Here is a 16,909-nt window from a genome sequence, read left to right on the forward strand (position 1 = left end):
GGCGCAGGTCGCGGGGTTGCTTAACGGTCGCGCAACTGGCGATATTGTCGGCGTGCCTCTATCTCTCAGGACTCCTCCCATGTTGCTCGACACGTTGATTCGTCGCTCCAGCCTGCCATGCCCGGACGTCGACGCCGCGCAGGCCGCCGAATGGCTGACGACGTATTACGGGCTGTCGGGGACGTTGAAGGCGTTGGGCAGCCATCAGGACCGAAACTTCCTGCTCGACTGCGGTGACGGGCGACGTTTCGTCCTGAAGATCTGCCACGGTGCTTACTCAGCCACCGAACTTGCCGCGCAACATGCAGCGTTGCGGCATCTGGGCGCTGCGCCGCAAATGCGCGTTCCGGCAGTGATGCCGGCGCTGAAGGGTGAGGACTTGCTGTCCGTCGAGCACAACGGCAATGCCGTGCACCTGCGCGTTCTGGAGTTCATCGACGGGCAGTCACTGGCTCACGTCGCGCAGCTGAACCGGCACATCGTGACCGGATTGGCGCAGCTCTGTGCCCGTGTCGACGTGGCGCTGGCCGGGTTCGAGCACCCAGGCCTGGACCGTGTGTTGCAGTGGGACCCGCGTCATGCCTTCGCGTTGATCGAGCACCTGCTCCCGGTCATCGCCGATGCCGACAAGCGCGCCTGTATCGCCGAGGCCGCCGAGCAGGCCCAGGCCTATTTGCTGCCGCTGGTGGCGTCGCTGCCGGTGCAGGCCATTCACATGGACATCACCGAGTACAACGTGGTCTGGGCGAGAGATGCCCATCGCCAGTGGCAGCTTCAAGGGCTGATCGACTTTGGTGATCTGGTGCGCACGTGGCGCATCGCTGACCTCTCGGTGACCTGCGCCGCGCTGCTGCACCATGCCGAGGGCGATCCGTTTTTCATCCTTCCCGCCATTCAGGCCTATCACCGGATCAACCCGCTTCAAAGCGAGGAACTGCTGGCGCTGTGGCCATTGATCGTGGCGCGCTCGGCCGTACTGGTCTTGAGCAGCGAGCAACAGGCGAGCATTGAACCGGACAATGCTTACATCCAGGCCAATCTGGCCAGCGAGTGGAACATCTTTGACGTCGCCACTTCCGTGCCGATTGCGTTGATGGAAGCGGCGATTCTCGACGCGGTGGGTGAATGGGAAGCGGACAAAGAGGCCGAGCCGTTCTCGCCGCTGTTGCCGAGCTTGAGCGGGCAGGGTTTTGCTTTGGTCGATCTGGGTGTGCTCAGCGAGCATTTCGTCGCGGGCAACTGGGAACAAAGCGGCATCGACGAGCAACTGCTGAAAGAGGCGGCCGAACATGGTCTGGCCGCCAGTCGCTATGGCGAATACCGGCTGTCCCGCACCCTGCCAGACAGTGCAAAAGAGCCGGACACCTTCGCGCTGCATACCGAATTGCAGATCCCCCATGGCACCGCTGTTCATGCGCCATTTGCCGGCAGCCTGCGTCACACGGCCGACGGCGCGTTGCAGTTGGTGGGCGCCGAAGTGAATCTGCGTCTGTGGGGCGTGCGCTCTGACTTTGACGCCGGTGTCGAGTTCGGCGCGGGCGACGTGATCGGGCAGGGCGGCGGATCGTTGATCGTGCAGCTGTGTTCGGAGCCGGACGTGAGCCCGCCGCTGTTCACTACGCCTTCGCGAGCCGCAGCCTGGCGTGCGCTGTGTCCGTCACCCAAAGGGCTGCTGGGTTTCGATTGCGATGCCCCGACGTTGGCAGATTCTGCTGCGCTGCTTGCCCGTCGCGATGCCAGTTTTGCTCGGTCGCAAAAGCATTATTACCAGGCCCCGCCGCAGATCGAGCGCGGCTGGCGCAACCACCTGATCGACATGCAAGGCCGTTCTTACCTGGACATGCTCAACAACGTTGCGGTGCTCGGTCATGGTCATCCACGCATGGCCCAAGTCGCCGCGCGGCAATGGTCGCTGCTCAATACCAACTCACGCTTTCATTACGCGGCGATCGCCGAGTTTTCAGAGCGCCTGCTGAAGCTGGCGCCTGCCGGGATGGATCGGGTGTTTCTGGTGAACAGCGGCACCGAGGCGAATGACCTGGCGATTCGTCTGGCCTGGGCCTACAGCGGCGGGCGCGATGTCTTGAGCGTGCTGGAGGCTTATCACGGCTGGTCGGTGGCGACCGATGCTATTTCGACGTCCATCGCCGACAACCCGCAAGCGCTGAGTACGCGCCCGGATTGGGTGCATCCCGTGTTTGCGCCCAACACGTATCGCGGTGAGTTTCGTGGCGCGGACAGCACACCGCTCTACCTGCGCAGCGTGGACGCGCATCTGACTGCGCTGGCCGAGCAGGGGCGGCAAGTAGCGGGTTTCATCTGTGAACCGGTGTACGGCAACGCCGGCGGAATCTCGCTGCCGCCGGGCTATTTGCAGCAGGTCTACGACAAAGTCCGCGCCCAGGGCGGCGTGTGCATCGCCGATGAAGTGCAGGTGGGGTATGGCCGTCTCGGTCACTCCTTCTGGGGCTTCGAAGAGCAGGGCGTAGTGCCGGATATCATTACGATGGCCAAAGGCATGGGCAACGGTCATCCCCTCGGCGCCGTTATCACCCGTCGCGAAATCGCTGAAGCGCTGGAGGCTGAGGGCTATTTCTTTTCGTCGTCCGGTGGCAGCCCGGTGAGTTGCCGCATCGGCATGGCGGTACTCGACGTCATGGAAGAAGAAAAGCTGTGGGAAAACGCCCAAGTGGTTGGCGGCTATTTCAAGGAACGCCTGCTGGCGCTGATCGACAAACATCCGCTGGCCGGGGCCGTCCATGGTTCGGGGTTCTATCTTGGGCTTGAACTGGTCCGCAATCGAGAGACGCTGGAGCCTGCAACCGAGGAAACGACCTACCTGTGTGATCGTCTCCGTGAGCTGGGGATCTTCATGCAACCTACGGGGGATTATCTGAATGTTCTCAAGATCAAGCCGCCCATGGTCACCACCCGGCGAAGCGTGGACTTCTTTGTCGACAGCGTGTCGAAGGTGCTGAGCGAACTGGAGAGCTGAGTGGGCTCTTATCCGTCACGATTGGACTTTATTCCGATATATATCGGCGTTAGATGCCCGGATCTGCGCCGATTGCTTGATTAGTGTTTTTAAATCCGATTTTTATCGTCTATAACGTCTGTCTTCTTTTGCCGCAGACGCCCTCGTCGTTTCATGGAGTTCTGATTACTGTGACCACTCTCAACAGCACCCCCCGCGCCGATGGTTTCTACATGCCTGCCGAGTGGGCGCCGCAGACGCAAACCTGGATGATCTGGCCCGAGCGCCCTGACAACTGGCGTCTGGGCGGCAAGCCGGTTCAGAACGATCACGTTGCTGTGGCCAAGGCCATCGCCCGGTTTGAGCCTGTCACCGTCGGTGTTTCGGCTGCACAGTACGACAACGCCCGCGCACGCCTGAATGTGCCCAACATTCGCGTCGTCGAGATCAGCAGCAACGACGCTTGGGTGCGTGACAGCGGGCCGACCTTCGTCATCAACGACGCGGGCGAGGTCCGGGGTGTCAATTGGGGCTTCAATGCCTGGGGCGGTTTCGACGGCGGGCTTTACGCGCCGTGGAACCTGGATGAACAGGTCGCCAGCAAAGTGTTGGAAATCGAGCGCTGCCCCCGCTACGTCACCGAAGGTTTCGTGCTGGAAGGCGGCTCGATCCACGTCGATGGCGAGGGCACGCTGATCACCACCGAAGAATGCCTGCTCAATCACAATCGCAACCCGCATCTGTCGCGCGAAGACATCGAAGCCGTGCTGCGCGATCACCTGTCGGTCGAGAAGATCATCTGGCTGCCGGACGGTCTGTACAACGACGAGACCGACGGGCATGTGGATAACTTCTGCTGCTACGTGCGTCCCGGTGAAGTGTTACTCGCCTGGACAGATGATCCGAAAGACCCCAATTTCCCGCGTTGCCAGGCGGCTATGGCGGTGCTGGAAAACGCCCGCGACGCCAAGGGACGCCCGTTCGTCGTGCACAAGATGCCGATCCCGGGCCCGCTGTTTGCCACCGAAGAAGAGTGCGCCGGGGTGGATCAGGTGCACGGCAGTCAGGAGCGCAACCCATCGGTGCGCCTTGCGGGTTCCTACGTGAACTTCCTGATCGTCAACGGCGGCATCATTGCCCCGTGTTTCGACGATCCGATGGATGACACGGCCCGCCAGATTCTCCAACAGCTGTTCCCTGAACACGAGGTGGTCATGGTCCCGGGCCGTGAAATGTTGCTGGGTGGAGGCAACATTCACTGCCTGACGCAGCAGCAGCCGGCGCCCCACCGCAGCTGAGTTGGTTCGCTTCTTGCTGTTATCAAGCCCATCAGACGATGGGCTTTTTTATGGCTGGACGGTTTCAAGCCGGTCGTAGGAAGACGGGATCCCAGCAGCGCGTAAATGCCCTTGCGGGGTCGTCCGTCTGTAACAAAAGCTCCGTAGATTTCGCAGTCCACGACATAAGAGGTTGTCCTTATGAACGCAGGTCATGAGTTGCGAGTGGCTCGAGGTTTTTCTGCGAGCAGTGAAGCACGGCAGATGATGGCGGACTGGTTACGGACGACCCGGATCCCGCTGGTGCGCATGCAAGAGCTGCAGGCGCTGAAACAACGCGGTGATTTTCGCAAGATGCTGTCCAGGCGATACCCCAGCGGGCTGATCAATGACGCGGAAATCGAAGCGCTGCTGGGCGTGCTCCACAGCTGACGAAGGGTGAGAACAGGCACTGCAGAGCCTCCGTTTGACTCCCATCAAATTGACACCTTCCGCAGACGGGGGATAGCATTCGCGCCTCCACCGCCTGTGGCCTAGCGCCATGTACGTGCATCAGTCCTCCACTGTGATGATTTCGTGCGGGCTTCCGGGACTGTTTCAGAGCCGGAAGACGCAATTGCCCACACCGGGCATTTGCCACAGCGCGCGATTAATCCGCTCACAAGGACAACAAGATGAAACAGCGTATCGGCCTGCTCGCCCTGAGCATCCTCGCCGCCACTCACGCCATGGCGGACGGTCAGGCAGATTCCAAAGGATTTGTTGAAGACAGCAGCCTGAAGATCAACCTGCGTAACGCCTACATCAATCGCGATTACAAAAACGGACCACAGGACCGCGCGGAATGGGGGCAGGCGTTCATGGCCGGCTACACATCCGGTTTCACCCAAGGCGTGGTGGGCGTCGGCGTTGATGCTTTCGGCCTGTACGCAGCGCGTCTGGACGGTGGCAAGGGCAAGAGCGGCGCAGGCGGTATCGACTTCTTCAAGCAGGGCGACAGCGGCAACGCAGCGGACGACCTGTCGCGCTTTGGCGGTGCGGTCAAATTCCGGGTTTCCAATACCGAACTGAAGTACGGCGACATGATGCCCGAGCTGCCAGTGCTGACGTACGACGGCTCGCGCCTGCTGCCTGAGTCCTACACCGGCACCATGATTACCTCCAAAGAGATCAAGGGCCTTACCCTGGTGGCCGGCCGCTTCACCGCCGAAGCCCGCAAGAGCGCTGAAGGCCGCGACAGCGGTGATCTGAAGAGCATCAACGTGTACGGCGGCAGCTATAAATTCACCGAGGCCCTCAGCGCCGCGTTTTACGCCTCCGACGACGAAGACGTGCTGAAAAAGCAGTACGTGAACCTGAACTACGTCTGGGCGATGCCGAAAGATCAGTCGCTGACCTTCGACTTCAACGGCTACAAGACCAAGCTGGACAAGGACTTCGCCGTCGACGACGCCCGCGACAACAAGATCTGGAGCCTGGCGGCGACTTGGGCGGTGGGCATCCACTCGTTCACCCTCGCGCATCAGCGCAGCACCGGCGAAACCGGTTACACCTACGGCGGCTACCGCAACGCAGGCGGCACCGGCGATGGCGGCAACACCATCTATCTGGCGAACTCGTACTGGTCGGACTTCAACGGCAAGGACGAGCGTTCGTGGCAGGTGGGCTATGGCGTGAACCTGGGCACCGTCGTGACGCCAGGCCTCAGCTACCGCGTGGCCTACGTGCGCGGCGACAACATCGACGACGGCAGCGACCGTGGGCGTGGCGAAGAGCGTGAACTGTTCAGCCAGTTGACCTACGTGGTCCAGAGCGGCCCGGTCAAAGACCTCTCGGTACGCCTGCGCAACTCGTTCCTGCGCGTCTCCAACGATGTGGACCAGTACAACGTCGGCGGTAACGAAACGCGGATCTTCGTCGATTACCCGATCAACGTGTTTTGATGTCGAACGGCTGAAGAGCTGACGGCTTCACCCAGACGCCCCGGTCGCAAGATCAGGGCGTTCGGGTATGAGGGTTGACTGAACTGGTGATCCTGCCCGCTCTCCCGCTACCATCGCCGCATCCCACTCCAGCCGGTTTCACCATGGCAATCGCCGCGCCGCCCGACCTCTCCAATACCGCCGTCCCCGTGCAGCCTCTGTCACGGACGTATCCCCGCGGGTTGTACATCGAGCCCCACGAGCACGAGTGGGGGCAGGTGCTGTATGCGATGTCGGGCGTGATGTGGGTCGAGACGCCCCATGAGGCGCTGGTCGTGCCGCCGCAGCGCGCGGTGTGGTTGCCGCCCGGCGTGCCCCATGGCATCCGCGTGGTCTCGGACTTGGAAATGCGCAACATCTACCTGCGGCCGGCGCTCGCCCGAACCCTCGACGCCACCGTTCAGGTACTGGAAGTCGGCCGATTGCTGCGCGAGTTGATCGTCGGTCTGGTCGCCGAGCAGGACAAGGAGTCGGACTACTACGACGCCGTGGTGAAACTGGCGTTGCTCGAACTCAAACGCGCCCGGCGTTCGCTGCTGAGAGTGCCGATGCCCGATGACAGCGACCGCAGGCTGATGAGCGTTTGTCAGGCGGTGATGATCGAGCCATCCATCGACGTGTCATTCGAGCAGCACGCGGAAAACGCCGGCGCCAGTGTGCGAACGTTGTCCCGGCTGTTTCAGGCGGTGCTCGGCATGGGCTTTGCTGAGTGGCGGCGGCAGGTGCAACTGGCGACCTCGGTGGCGGAGATCATTCAGGGCGTGCCGGTCAACGCCATCGCTCGTTCAATGGGGTATTCGCCGAGCAGCTTCAGCGACATGTTTCGCCGCGAACTGGGCATGGCGCCCTCGCAGTACCCGGTCGTTGATCCATCCCACTAACGCCTGCGTCGACTCTGTCCGAAATTCAGAAGCTCTTGGCCGGTAGACCTTGCCGGCCCCCCTTACACTCTGGTCATCGCTTAACGCCGTCGCGCCTCTGCTCGCAGTGGTTGGCCTGTTCGGCATGCACGCCGGTGAATGGCTCTGGCGTGGGCAAGCAGTTCTTCTCCCATCTGGCCTCCTGAACCGACGGCCCCCTTTCCCCACTCTGGATGAATCCATCATGAAAGCACTGCAATTCTCCCGCACCGGCGACCTGGCTGCGCTGGAAGTCGTCGATCTGCCCACGCCCGTCCCGGCAGCCGGCGAAGTTCTGGTGCAGATAAAAGCAGCGGGCCTGAACCCCAGCGACGTCAAAAACGTCCTGGGCCGCTTCCCCTACACCACGATGCCGCGCATTCCGGGTCGTGATTTTTCGGGCGTGGTCGTCGAAGGCCCGCAGGCACTGATCGGCAAAGAAGTGTGGGGCACCGGCAAAGAAATCGGCTTTGTCCGCGACGGCTCCCACGCCGGCTACATCACGCTGCCGGCCAAAGGCGTGGCGATCAAGCCTGCATCGCTGAGCTTTACTCAGGCCGCCAGTCTGGGCGTGCCGTACACCACGGCGTGGGACGCGCTTGAGCGCAGCCTCGTGCAGGCCGGCACCCGATTGCTGGTCATCGGCGCCAATGGTGCAGTGGGAAGCGCCGCCATCGCACTGGCGAAAGTGCGCGGCGCTCAGGTGCTGGCAGCGGTGCGTAAGCCGGATCAGCTGAAAGCGCTGCAAGAGCAAGGCTTCAACGCGATCCAGCTCGACAAACCGGAAGACCTGGGTGCTCAAGTGAACGCTGTTTTTCCAGGCGGCGCCGACGTGATCTTCGACACCACGGGCTTCTGGCTGCCGGCTTCTGTGCCTGCGCTGGCCCAGTTCGGTCGCATCGCAATCATCGCCGCGCCGGTGGACGGCCACGTGCAATTGCCCGCGCTGGCGCTGTACCGCAAGGGCGGTTCGGTGGTGGGGATCAACTCGCTGCTGTACGGCGTCGAAGCCTGCGCACGGATGCTGGAGCAGTTCGGTAAACAGTTCGACGACGGCACCTTGCCGCTGCCAACCGGGCTGATTGAGTCGCCGCTGGAAGAAGGCCTGGCACGTTACGCGGAAGTGAATCAGGGCGGCGCCGACAAGGTCATTCTGCTGCCGTGACAGGAGAGCACGAATCTTGGGGCAGGGCTGCCGGATTACTGGACGGGTAGCCCTTTGAGGTAGTCATGCTGGACGCGTTTGATCGAGCCGTTTGACCGCAGCGTCTCGATCGCGGTTTTCAGCTTCTCGACCATCTGGGGGTCGCAGTCCTTCGAGCACGCCAGATACAAATCGGCAGTCATCAATGCCCGGCTCATCATCAGCGGGCGATCACTGATTTGCTTCCAGATATAAAGCGTCTCCGGCACGCCGTTGAACCATGCATCCACCCGGCCCTTGAGTAGCATCAGCGCCGGGTTCTCGCCAATCTTCAGCGGATAAATCTGCGCGGCTGAAAAACCTTCGTCACGTAGACGCGTCTCCTGCGCCGAGCCACTGCCCACGGCAATCATCTTGAAGGCCTTGCGCGCCTCCTCAAACGTCTCGACGTGACGATCAAGGCTGAAAAATGCCCGATCCATTGTCATCACCGGCGCGATCCAGATGAAGTTGTCTTCGCGACTTTGCGTGCGGGTCAGCGGCGCGATGAGCTTGTTGGTGCCAAGCTCCACATCCCGCTGCGCCCGTGGCCACGGCGGCGACAGCAGGTGGGCGGAATACCCGGCCATCGCCATGGCCTGCAGGGTGATGTCGCCCGCGATCCCGTGATGGTCGCCTTGACTCACCATGGTCAGCGGCGGCGCTTCGGCCACGTACACGTCAACGACCGGCAGCGCAGATGCCGCTGACGAGCACGCCAACAGCGCGCTGGCCGCGTAACGGGTACAACAGGAAATCCATTTCATGGCAGTTATGCTCAGGGGAAATAAGGCGCCAGGACAGCCCTTGTGCCAGGTTTGTTATCCAGCCTGGCATCGATCTTCATTTCTGCCGGTCGCAGTGCGCGTCCTGCGTCTACTGCAGAGAACATACTCAGGTGGCGGCGACTCAGGTCTTGTTGTGCTCATTGGTGTAGCGACCGCTCATCTCCCAGCCGCACTCCACCAACATCTCGATCCAGTCTTCGTACGAGTCATCCACATCCAGCAAGTTCATGAATTGATCTTCGATATGGCACCGAAAGGTCTGCTCCTCGACGTTCCACTCCACATCCCGAATACGCCAGACGCGCTGCATCGGCAACTGAATGTTCAAGCCATGGAAAGGGACGAACGGCAGCTCCACTTCGTAGAGCAGCTTGGACCATTCAGACGAAATCTCCGGGGTCTGGTGGGTCCAGACGTACTTGATCAATCGGACTTTGTGCACGGTTGGGCCTTCTGTCGTGTTTCTGATGACGGGTCGCTGTCCTGACGCAGACGCGAGGGCCCGTTGGATGGGTATACGTTACTCGATGGGGGCGGGATGGGGGAGGGGGCGCTCTGAATCTTAGGGCGCCGTTTGAGCATGATGGTTTAGTTCTCTCCGGGTGGCAGCCGTTTAGGAGCGATCCTGGTGAATGACTACGTTGAGCCCTTCTTCATTGTCTGGGGCTTGGAAGTAGCTGGTGATTAAATCGAATTCAGCGTCGGTTGCCGCGAAGTCATGCTCGCCACGCTCGTTTCTGAGGTGCAGCCGGGCTCGGCAGGTTTCGTCGGCGGCGTCGAGGAAGTGAAGGCTGTGAGAGGCCTGGGCGGTATCCGCCAGGCTGCGTAACCAGTGGCGGTCTGCTGGAGTGTTGGCGGGGAAATCGAGAACCACATTGATCCCGGCCTGCAGCATGTCGATGACCAAAGGGCCGACGACATCTCGGAGTCTTCTTGAGAGTGTTACGTAGTCGGCGACCGAGTGGATCTGGTCTGGGTAGAGTCTTGAGAGCCAATGGTCTTCGGTCAGCAGGATTGCTGCTTGTTCAGCTTTTAGGGCGTTCGCTAGGGTGGATTTCCCGGATGCGATCTTGCCGCATAGGAGGTGGAGTGTGGGCTTGGCCATGGGGACGCGTCCTTGTGTCGAGCCACGATGATGCCCGTGGATTGAGTCCGGGACAATGAGGGATGTGTTGGGATGGCTGAGGCTTTCAGTATGTAGATGTGTGCCGCAACTCCTACTCTGAAACGCCCAAACAAAAAAGGCCCATCTTTCAGTGAGCCTTTTTGCTAAATCTGGTGTCGGCACCAGACGAACGGTAGCTTTCGGCGAGACGAGGTTTCCCGCAGGTCTGGAGGTCGGTTGTAAATTTGGCATACCCCATTGGTAACTATAAATAAATCAGATAGTTATGGCCTTCTACACCCGCCATCTACATACGCAACCCTTAAGCGACAGACTATAGAGGGATCAGGCCTCGAATTGCCACCCATCCGCTGTTCCTTATCTGACCCGAGGAAGTCTCGCTCGCGAGAGGCGGCACTTTATCTGGGTTGATCTGCGCTGGATTGCAGCGCTCGGCGCGGAGTTTCATCAGAGCCGGCTGAAAATACTGTGGGAAGCTTCAGTGAAGCCGGAAACAAAACAGACAGCCAAAAGGTGGGTTTTTCGGAAGTTTCAGGAATATATGAAAATTTGATGCTCTATCAGTTTGTGACGAGGCGCGAAAGCCAAATAACGTAAATAAATTATATTTTTTTTAGTGCCGCTATAAAATTGTGCATTCGATTTTCTTCTAATGGGTGATTTAACTCTGTCTCAATCAATTCAAAAAAATCCCCCTTGAGCCGAGCGATCGCTGGGAGGGTTTCGAATGCGCAGGTTTTTTTAAACTTCCTCACTGCGTCGATTGCCGACTCTTTATTTGATATGTCGAAGGCATGTTCATGCGCATATTGAGCATACTGCTCTAGCCAGGTTTTATATTGCTTTTCAAGTATATTTACCCGGAAGCGCTGCTCAATTTTGAATACGCGCCGCCAGTTCCGTGATTTGACGTCGGGATTGAATGTCAACCTCCAAGTCGGCCCTCTTCCACCACTAGGTAAGAGGATTGTGCCGTTTAGAGATATGGTGACGTGTTCGTCTGCATAAGGGTCTATGCAGTCGGCTTTCCGATTTAGCTCATCCAATAAGATATCACTAGCACCTTTATAGGATCGATTGCATGTTGTCCCCATGGCTGTGAGATTTAGGAGGTTTGCGCCAGCGAAAGGGTACTTAGATACCGCTAAGTAATGATCTAGATCAGGATCAACAAGATCGGGGTCGGGAGCTTCTAAAAGTTCTAATCCACAAAATGGGCAGCAGCCTTTTTCTAGATGCGAATAAACAATTTCATGGTAGTCAGCTCGAATTGTAAGGTTAGATCCTGGTGTCTTGAGATCTGAAAGCTTCAAAAAAGCATACTCAAATAAGGCCCTCGTGGCCTTATGAACTGCGGGGAGTGTCTCTGCTATGGTTGGGCAAGTTTCATTCATAGAATAAACGCCGGGAAAGTGATTCTGCCCCGATAATGCTGTCAGTATAAGGTGTTGTTGATGCTCTTCCAAATTTCGACACTCGTCAAGGAGCACGTTGTAAAGCTCTACAAACTTCTTCCCGCGAGAAAACTGCTCTTGGTATACCTCTGGAATTGTCTCGAGGAATACGAGTGGCTCGTTACCCTGCTGCAGCGCCTCCAATGCTGTTTGAAGCGCGTTGAGCAAAGTTGTGCTGATCCAATTATTAGCTGTAGCGGCTATCGGATAATTGAAAAGCATTCTAGTTCTTTCTTTTCAATTCAAACAGGTGATCTGCGAGCAACGCTTTTTCGACAGATGAACCTATACGGAGCATTTCTCGTTCAATCTCTTCTGCCGAAGCAGTTCTTTTCAGTTCTTCCATTTTCTCTAGAGCCAACTGCGAGATTGGAGGGTCAACGCGAAAGCAATGACTCAAGATGGAGTCATAAGTCGCACCAAATGTTTCTATTTCAGGTTTGCAAGCAGAGAGTGTCTCGTCTTCTTTGGTGAAAATTCTTATTTGCTCTCGATGCATGTCTGACGGAACGAATGGCGCGTGGGTAGTAAGAATTATTTCTTGTTTGCTCAGCCCTTGTACAGGCAACTCAGTAAGCCTCGTAATAAGTTTGGCACGCCACTGTGGGTTGAAGTGGGACTCAGGCTCATCTAAAAGAAATAAAGTGTTGCTTGCTCTAAACATCGCGATGATGCCAAAAATTTGTGCCTGCTGATGCTCTCCGTCAGATAAGGAAACGTAATCGACGTTTGATGTACTTCCAGAAATTGAGGCTTTGTGGAATCGCACCTCCTCTATCTTGAAAACTTTCATCTCGTCCTGAGGCTCGGGTAGTTTAGATGCAAACTTTCTAGTGTTGATATTCTTGCGTACGCGCTCTCTTGCGCTTTTAGGGATCATCAAGTCATTTAGCATGGCAAGCTTGTGTAGTGAACGATATAGATCTGCCGCGGTTTTCCAGAATGATCCAAAGGCCTTTCTGTTTTCATCGTTTACAAAGTAGTCGAGTGTATAAACTTCATGGTGCGGCTCGTATTCCCAGCAAGTTGCAGAATTGCAGAGTTGATCGATATAACGTTCGAGCTCTTCCGTTAGCTGGATGCCTTTTCGATCAGGGTTCTTTCCTCGAACTTTCGGAGCTTTGGGGTGATTGAGCTGTATTACTAGTCGGAAAGAATGAAGCGAGGATAGATTGGCGTGCCTTACTAATTCATGCCGAAGCTTATCCGATCCAAGGGTGACATTTGAAACTAGAACTTCTAAGTGTGTTGAGTAATCTAACATGACTAAACGATTGTTCGGGACAACTTTTTTAGCATTGGTTCGTGCTGCTGATGTAACGGAAGAAGCATAACTTGAGCGGCTGAAGTAAAACGGAAGGCTGAGAGTTTCGTTGTCTCCAGAGGTATACGCGACGATCAGCGGCGGAAGGTAGGCACCGAATTCGGGCGCGCTATTATCTGAAATGGCTTCATATTCACTTCCGACTTTTACCTCCATAATGACCTTGTCAATTCGTCCGGAAGTTTCTCTGCTCCTGCTTAGCCTAATTCGCTTGATTTCATCATTCTTTAAAGTGATTTCATAGATTATTTCGAACAATAGTTCTGGATTAGCCGCTGTCATTTCTTCCGAGGGGCTATGCTCATGCCAAGCGGCTTGGAAAATTTCCGCGAGTATCTGGAGGAACTGAGACTTACCCGTCCCGTTCCTGCCTAGAAGGCACACTGGTAGGAACTCTGCGTTTCCCTCAATATTTCTAGGGCGAAGTAGTTCTATATCCATCCCATCAAGTAGCCCACCGCAGCTTGCCGCCTCGGAAATTTTTATCCTAATGATTCGCATCAGGCACTTTTCCTGATTATCATCGCAGAGTGTGTTTTTTCGAATACCTGCTGTAGCAGAGGATTCTCACCTGACAAAAACGCAAAAACTGCATCCTTTAGGTCTTCATAATCTCCAGGGAATTGCTTTCTCAACTCCTGAAAATTAATACCTTCGGCTGGCCATTGTTTTAGTTTTATAGTCAGGAACTCTGTGGCAGTTGGCATGACCGTCTCTCGCTTGGTTTTACCGTTTTTTTTCTGTGGCATGGACTCGTGATTAGTCTGCATGCGTTTTAGCAAAACACTCGCAGATTCGTCATCTTCCTCTTGCGACACGAGGTCACCCCGAAAAGCTTTTGCGAGAATAGCTTCATCTAATTTGTCCGCTAGCTTTAAGGTGCGTTTCACATGAACAGATAACTGCTCGATATTTGCGAAGGCAGATTTTATAAGGTTAACTATTTCGTGTTGTTCTACCAGTGGGGGCAACGGTACAGGGTATCTGGCTAGGCCAGATCGTCCAATGTGTTGTATGTTGACTCCTTGCGAGCGTGAGGCGAAACCTCCAGTCATCGCAGTGTAAAGGAAGTAGAAGTAGAGATACTCAGATGTGCAGAGCTTAGGTTGAACCCGCAAAACAGTATTTTGATAACAACAATCCGGGATTTCCCCCCGCCAGATCGCTGGCTTCCCGACCTCTCGCGCGCTCCCAGATCCTTCATTCAACAAGACGTCGCCGATAACTAATTTGAAACGCTCAAAGTCGGCGGCTTCGAAATTCATTTCTTTAACGTCAGTGGTGTTGACGCCTTGCCAGGTGATGTTCGCAGATCTGATGTAGGGACGCATGGACGAGCCAGTGTGATTTTCCGGCGAGCGCTGACGCCCTAATCCAACATTCCCTATTTGATCGGTGCGATACCAGTTCCAAGAGTCGGGGGTGGGCCATAGAGTTTTTTGAGAAATTGATTTAGATATCGGCATATTGTCAAGAGAGACTTGCTTGCGAGATGTCAGCCTGCCCTCGAATGCGCATTTCAATGTATTTATTTTAAATTGTTCGATTAGCTTTTGAGTTCTTGAAAGTTCAGATCGCGCACGAAATGATTTCGTTTTTAGCGCATCGAGCTTAGATACGATACGTTTTTGTTCGGCTAAAGGAGGGACTGGCACACTGAATCCCTCAATCATAGCTTTCGTCAAAGCTTGGCGGGTTGCACCATAATTTTCTCGGTTGATAAAGTCTTGCATTGCAGGAGAGGCCAAGAAACCTCTAACGTAATCCGGCATTACTCCTTCCATCAATCGGATGATGCTAACGTGTTGATTAACGCGCGCGCCGTCGTAGCATAAAGGCGCAACAGCAACTCTACCGATTGATGCACCTGTGATGTTCAAGAGAACATCTCCTTCTTGTACGATCACATTATCTAATCTTGCAGCCTGTTGCGTATCTATATACGCCAAACCTTTCTTTCGGACTCCATCAAAGTGAACGTTCAAAGACCGGATTAATGGTATTCCAGATGTTTTGTATGATTGCTCTCCTCCTTTTGGAGTAGAGCCACTTCCTATCTTCTTGGCTATCTTGCCAAGACCGACATTTACCCATCCTGTTGGCAGTTTGGTCATTCATAAGCTCCAGGTATGCCGAGCTCCGCTGTGAGTGCATCAATCTCTATCATGGCGGCCTGAAGATGACCAAGAATGGCGGCCGTAATATCTTCTGGTTCAGTCAGTCCCTCTTCAACATCCTCCTCTGTTTCCCTCAGCCATGAAATATCGAGATTGTCGCCGCGAGCTGCGATCTCCTCGCGGCTGAACCTGCGCCAACGGCCTGCCTCCCCCTCATCAGGTCCACGCTCAGTGCCCAAGGGGCTCGTCCCGAAGGCCTTTTCAAAGCGGTCAAAGTGCGCTGCAGTTATAGGAGTCGTTTTGCCGAACCTGGGCATTCCAGTGCGCAGGTCATAGATCCAAACAAATTTAGTATTGTTTTTTTCACTTTTCCCGCGGTTGAGGAAGATGACGTTTGTCTTCACACCTTGTGCATAGAAGATCCCCGTCGGGAGGCGAAGAATAGTGTGCAAATTACACTGGTCCATCATCATTTGCCGAAGCGCTTTACCGCGCCCTTCGTCAAAGAGCACGTTGTCAGGTACGACAATGGCCGCTCGGCCATCGAATTCCAGCGCCCGAAGACAGTGTTCCACGAAAGGAAGCTGATAAGAGGATACGGTAGCTGTGATAGAGAGATCGTCCCGAGTGGGCACGCCACCAGCTGGGCCGAAGGGTGGATTGGTTAGGATCAGGTTCGCACGCCCGAGTGCTTTGCCTTTTTCGGAAAGTGTGTCGCCGAGATCAACATGGCTGCTATCAATGTTGTGCAGGTATAAATTCATCAGAAGCAGGCGCAGCGTGCCTGGGACATTTTCCATTCCACGGATTGCATGAATCTTCTGGAAGTCCTGTTCTTGAGCACTCAGCATAAAATAGTCATTCGTACGCGCACGCATATAGCGGTCAGCCGCGACCAAGAAGCCTCCGGTGCCTGACGCGGGGTCTTGGATCACCTCGCCAGGTTTCGGTTGCATCAGCCTTACCAACAGCTCAATCAACACGCGCGGCGTAAAATATTGACCCGCACCACGTTTAGTTTCTTCTGCGTTCTTTTCCAGCAGTCCCTCGTATAAGTCGCCAAATTGATCACGTTCTTCGGAGAACCAGTTGAGCTCGTCTATGGCTTTAACTAGCGTCGTGAGGTTCTGCGCTTCGCGGATGAAAGTGGAGGAGCCTTCGAAAATTTTTTGAACAAGGTCAGGCATGGGGCGGGCTTGGGCGTAACGTTTGCACTCTGAAGCCGATGCATGTTCACCGGGAGTCATAACGATAATGTCGTCCTTACCCAGCCGTGTGCTCAACGAACCGAATGTGAGCAGCGTCGTACGGTAAAGATCTAATTTAGCTATGCCGTTAGCTTGGACAAGATCCGCCCAGCGCATAGTCTTAGGCAGACTACCCGTCTCGCGGTTGCGCTCGGCCATCATCTTAAGAAACAAGAGATAGGTGAGCTCGGTGACATATTGCTGGTAGGTGATCCCATCTTTCCTGAGAACAGTACAGAGGCGCCAGAGTTTCTGGACGATGGCATTTGCATTCATGGCGGCATTCTTTCTTATCGCGGGATGGGTGATGCGTTTGCAGCGACTTGAGGTGCTGAACTCAGGCAGAAGGGTAGAGCAACCGAGAGAATAGCGCCCCATCGTTCATTTTCCCAGTCTTCAATCTCGCCCCGATGGGGCGTCATAAAGCCAGTATCGAGCATGAGCTCACCTCAGTTCCTCTCAGGTGGTCTCAGTGCTCTAGGATGCTCCCTTACCAAGTGATTCGATGACTGAGGCATGCCTGACTGTCAGTCAGGTG

At 55.9% G+C, this 16,909-nt stretch carries 13 protein-coding genes; 6 read left to right on the forward strand and 7 right to left on the reverse strand.

Features of this window, described 5'->3' with window-relative positions:
• The first annotated feature begins 79 nt into the window (after nucleotides 1-79).
• From QWI18_RS04415 to QWI18_RS04440, 6 genes are all read left to right on the forward strand, one after another.
• Nucleotides 80-2,995, forward strand: coding sequence for an aminotransferase (locus QWI18_RS04415; protein ID WP_369318282.1), 2,916 nt, complete (start codon nucleotides 80-82; stop codon nucleotides 2,993-2,995).
• 170 nt (nucleotides 2,996-3,165) lie between these two features.
• Entirely contained in the window at nucleotides 3,166-4,272 is a 1,107-nt protein-coding gene (aguA, locus tag QWI18_RS04420; protein WP_369318283.1) for an agmatine deiminase, read from the forward strand.
• Nucleotides 4,273-4,452: 180 nt separating this feature from the next.
• Complete coding sequence (locus QWI18_RS04425; protein ID WP_083233037.1) at nucleotides 4,453-4,683, forward strand: hypothetical protein; 231 nt, start codon at nucleotides 4,453-4,455, stop codon at nucleotides 4,681-4,683.
• A 242-nt stretch (nucleotides 4,684-4,925) separates the two neighbouring features.
• Nucleotides 4,926-6,194 carry an OprD family porin gene (locus QWI18_RS04430; protein WP_369318284.1) on the forward strand — a complete coding sequence of 423 codons (1,269 nt, stop codon included), beginning with the start codon at nucleotides 4,926-4,928 and terminating at the stop codon, nucleotides 6,192-6,194.
• Nucleotides 6,195-6,337: 143 nt separating this feature from the next.
• A complete protein-coding gene (locus QWI18_RS04435; RefSeq protein ID WP_369318285.1) occupies nucleotides 6,338-7,114 on the forward strand; it encodes a helix-turn-helix transcriptional regulator in 777 nt (258 codons plus the stop codon).
• 223 nt (nucleotides 7,115-7,337) lie between these two features.
• A complete protein-coding gene (locus QWI18_RS04440) occupies nucleotides 7,338-8,297 on the forward strand; it encodes a zinc-binding alcohol dehydrogenase family protein (RefSeq protein ID WP_369318286.1) in 960 nt (319 codons plus the stop codon).
• A 35-nt stretch (nucleotides 8,298-8,332) separates the two neighbouring features.
• Here the strand turns inward: QWI18_RS04440 and QWI18_RS04445 are convergent, their stop codons facing one another.
• From QWI18_RS04445 to QWI18_RS04475, 7 genes are all read right to left on the reverse strand, one after another.
• Nucleotides 8,333-8,989: a substrate-binding periplasmic protein gene (locus tag QWI18_RS04445; RefSeq protein WP_369318287.1), complete on the reverse strand. Its 657-nt coding sequence runs from the start codon at nucleotides 8,987-8,989 to the stop codon at nucleotides 8,333-8,335.
• A 235-nt stretch (nucleotides 8,990-9,224) separates the two neighbouring features.
• Entirely contained in the window at nucleotides 9,225-9,545 is a 321-nt protein-coding gene (locus QWI18_RS04450) for a hypothetical protein (RefSeq protein WP_065987406.1), read from the reverse strand.
• A gap of 171 nt (nucleotides 9,546-9,716) precedes the next feature.
• Nucleotides 9,717-10,208, reverse strand: coding sequence for an AAA family ATPase (locus QWI18_RS04455; RefSeq protein ID WP_369318288.1), 492 nt, complete (start codon nucleotides 10,206-10,208; stop codon nucleotides 9,717-9,719).
• Between the two features lie 623 nt (nucleotides 10,209-10,831).
• On the reverse strand, nucleotides 10,832-11,905 hold the full coding sequence (locus QWI18_RS04460) for a hypothetical protein (RefSeq protein ID WP_369318289.1): 1,074 nt from the start codon (nucleotides 11,903-11,905) through the stop codon (nucleotides 10,832-10,834).
• A 1-nt stretch (nucleotide 11,906) separates the two neighbouring features.
• The gene (locus tag QWI18_RS04465; RefSeq protein WP_369318290.1) at nucleotides 11,907-13,508 is read right to left on the reverse strand and encodes a restriction system-associated AAA family ATPase; all 1,602 of its coding nucleotides are present in this window, start codon (nucleotides 13,506-13,508) and stop codon (nucleotides 11,907-11,909) included.
• Nucleotides 13,508-15,121, reverse strand: a complete 1,614-nt coding sequence (locus tag QWI18_RS04470) for a restriction endonuclease subunit S (RefSeq protein ID WP_369318291.1) — start codon at nucleotides 15,119-15,121, stop codon at nucleotides 13,508-13,510. The genes QWI18_RS04465 and QWI18_RS04470 overlap by 1 nt, the downstream gene beginning before the upstream one ends.
• Nucleotides 15,118-16,647 carry an N-6 DNA methylase gene (locus tag QWI18_RS04475; protein WP_369318292.1) on the reverse strand — a complete coding sequence of 510 codons (1,530 nt, stop codon included), beginning with the start codon at nucleotides 16,645-16,647 and terminating at the stop codon, nucleotides 15,118-15,120. The genes QWI18_RS04470 and QWI18_RS04475 overlap by 4 nt, the downstream gene beginning before the upstream one ends.
• Between the last annotated feature and the right edge of the window lie 262 nt (nucleotides 16,648-16,909).

This window comes from Pseudomonas sp. W2Oct36, assembly GCF_041060465.1.
Classification (GTDB): domain Bacteria; phylum Pseudomonadota; class Gammaproteobacteria; order Pseudomonadales; family Pseudomonadaceae; genus Aquipseudomonas; species Aquipseudomonas graminis_B.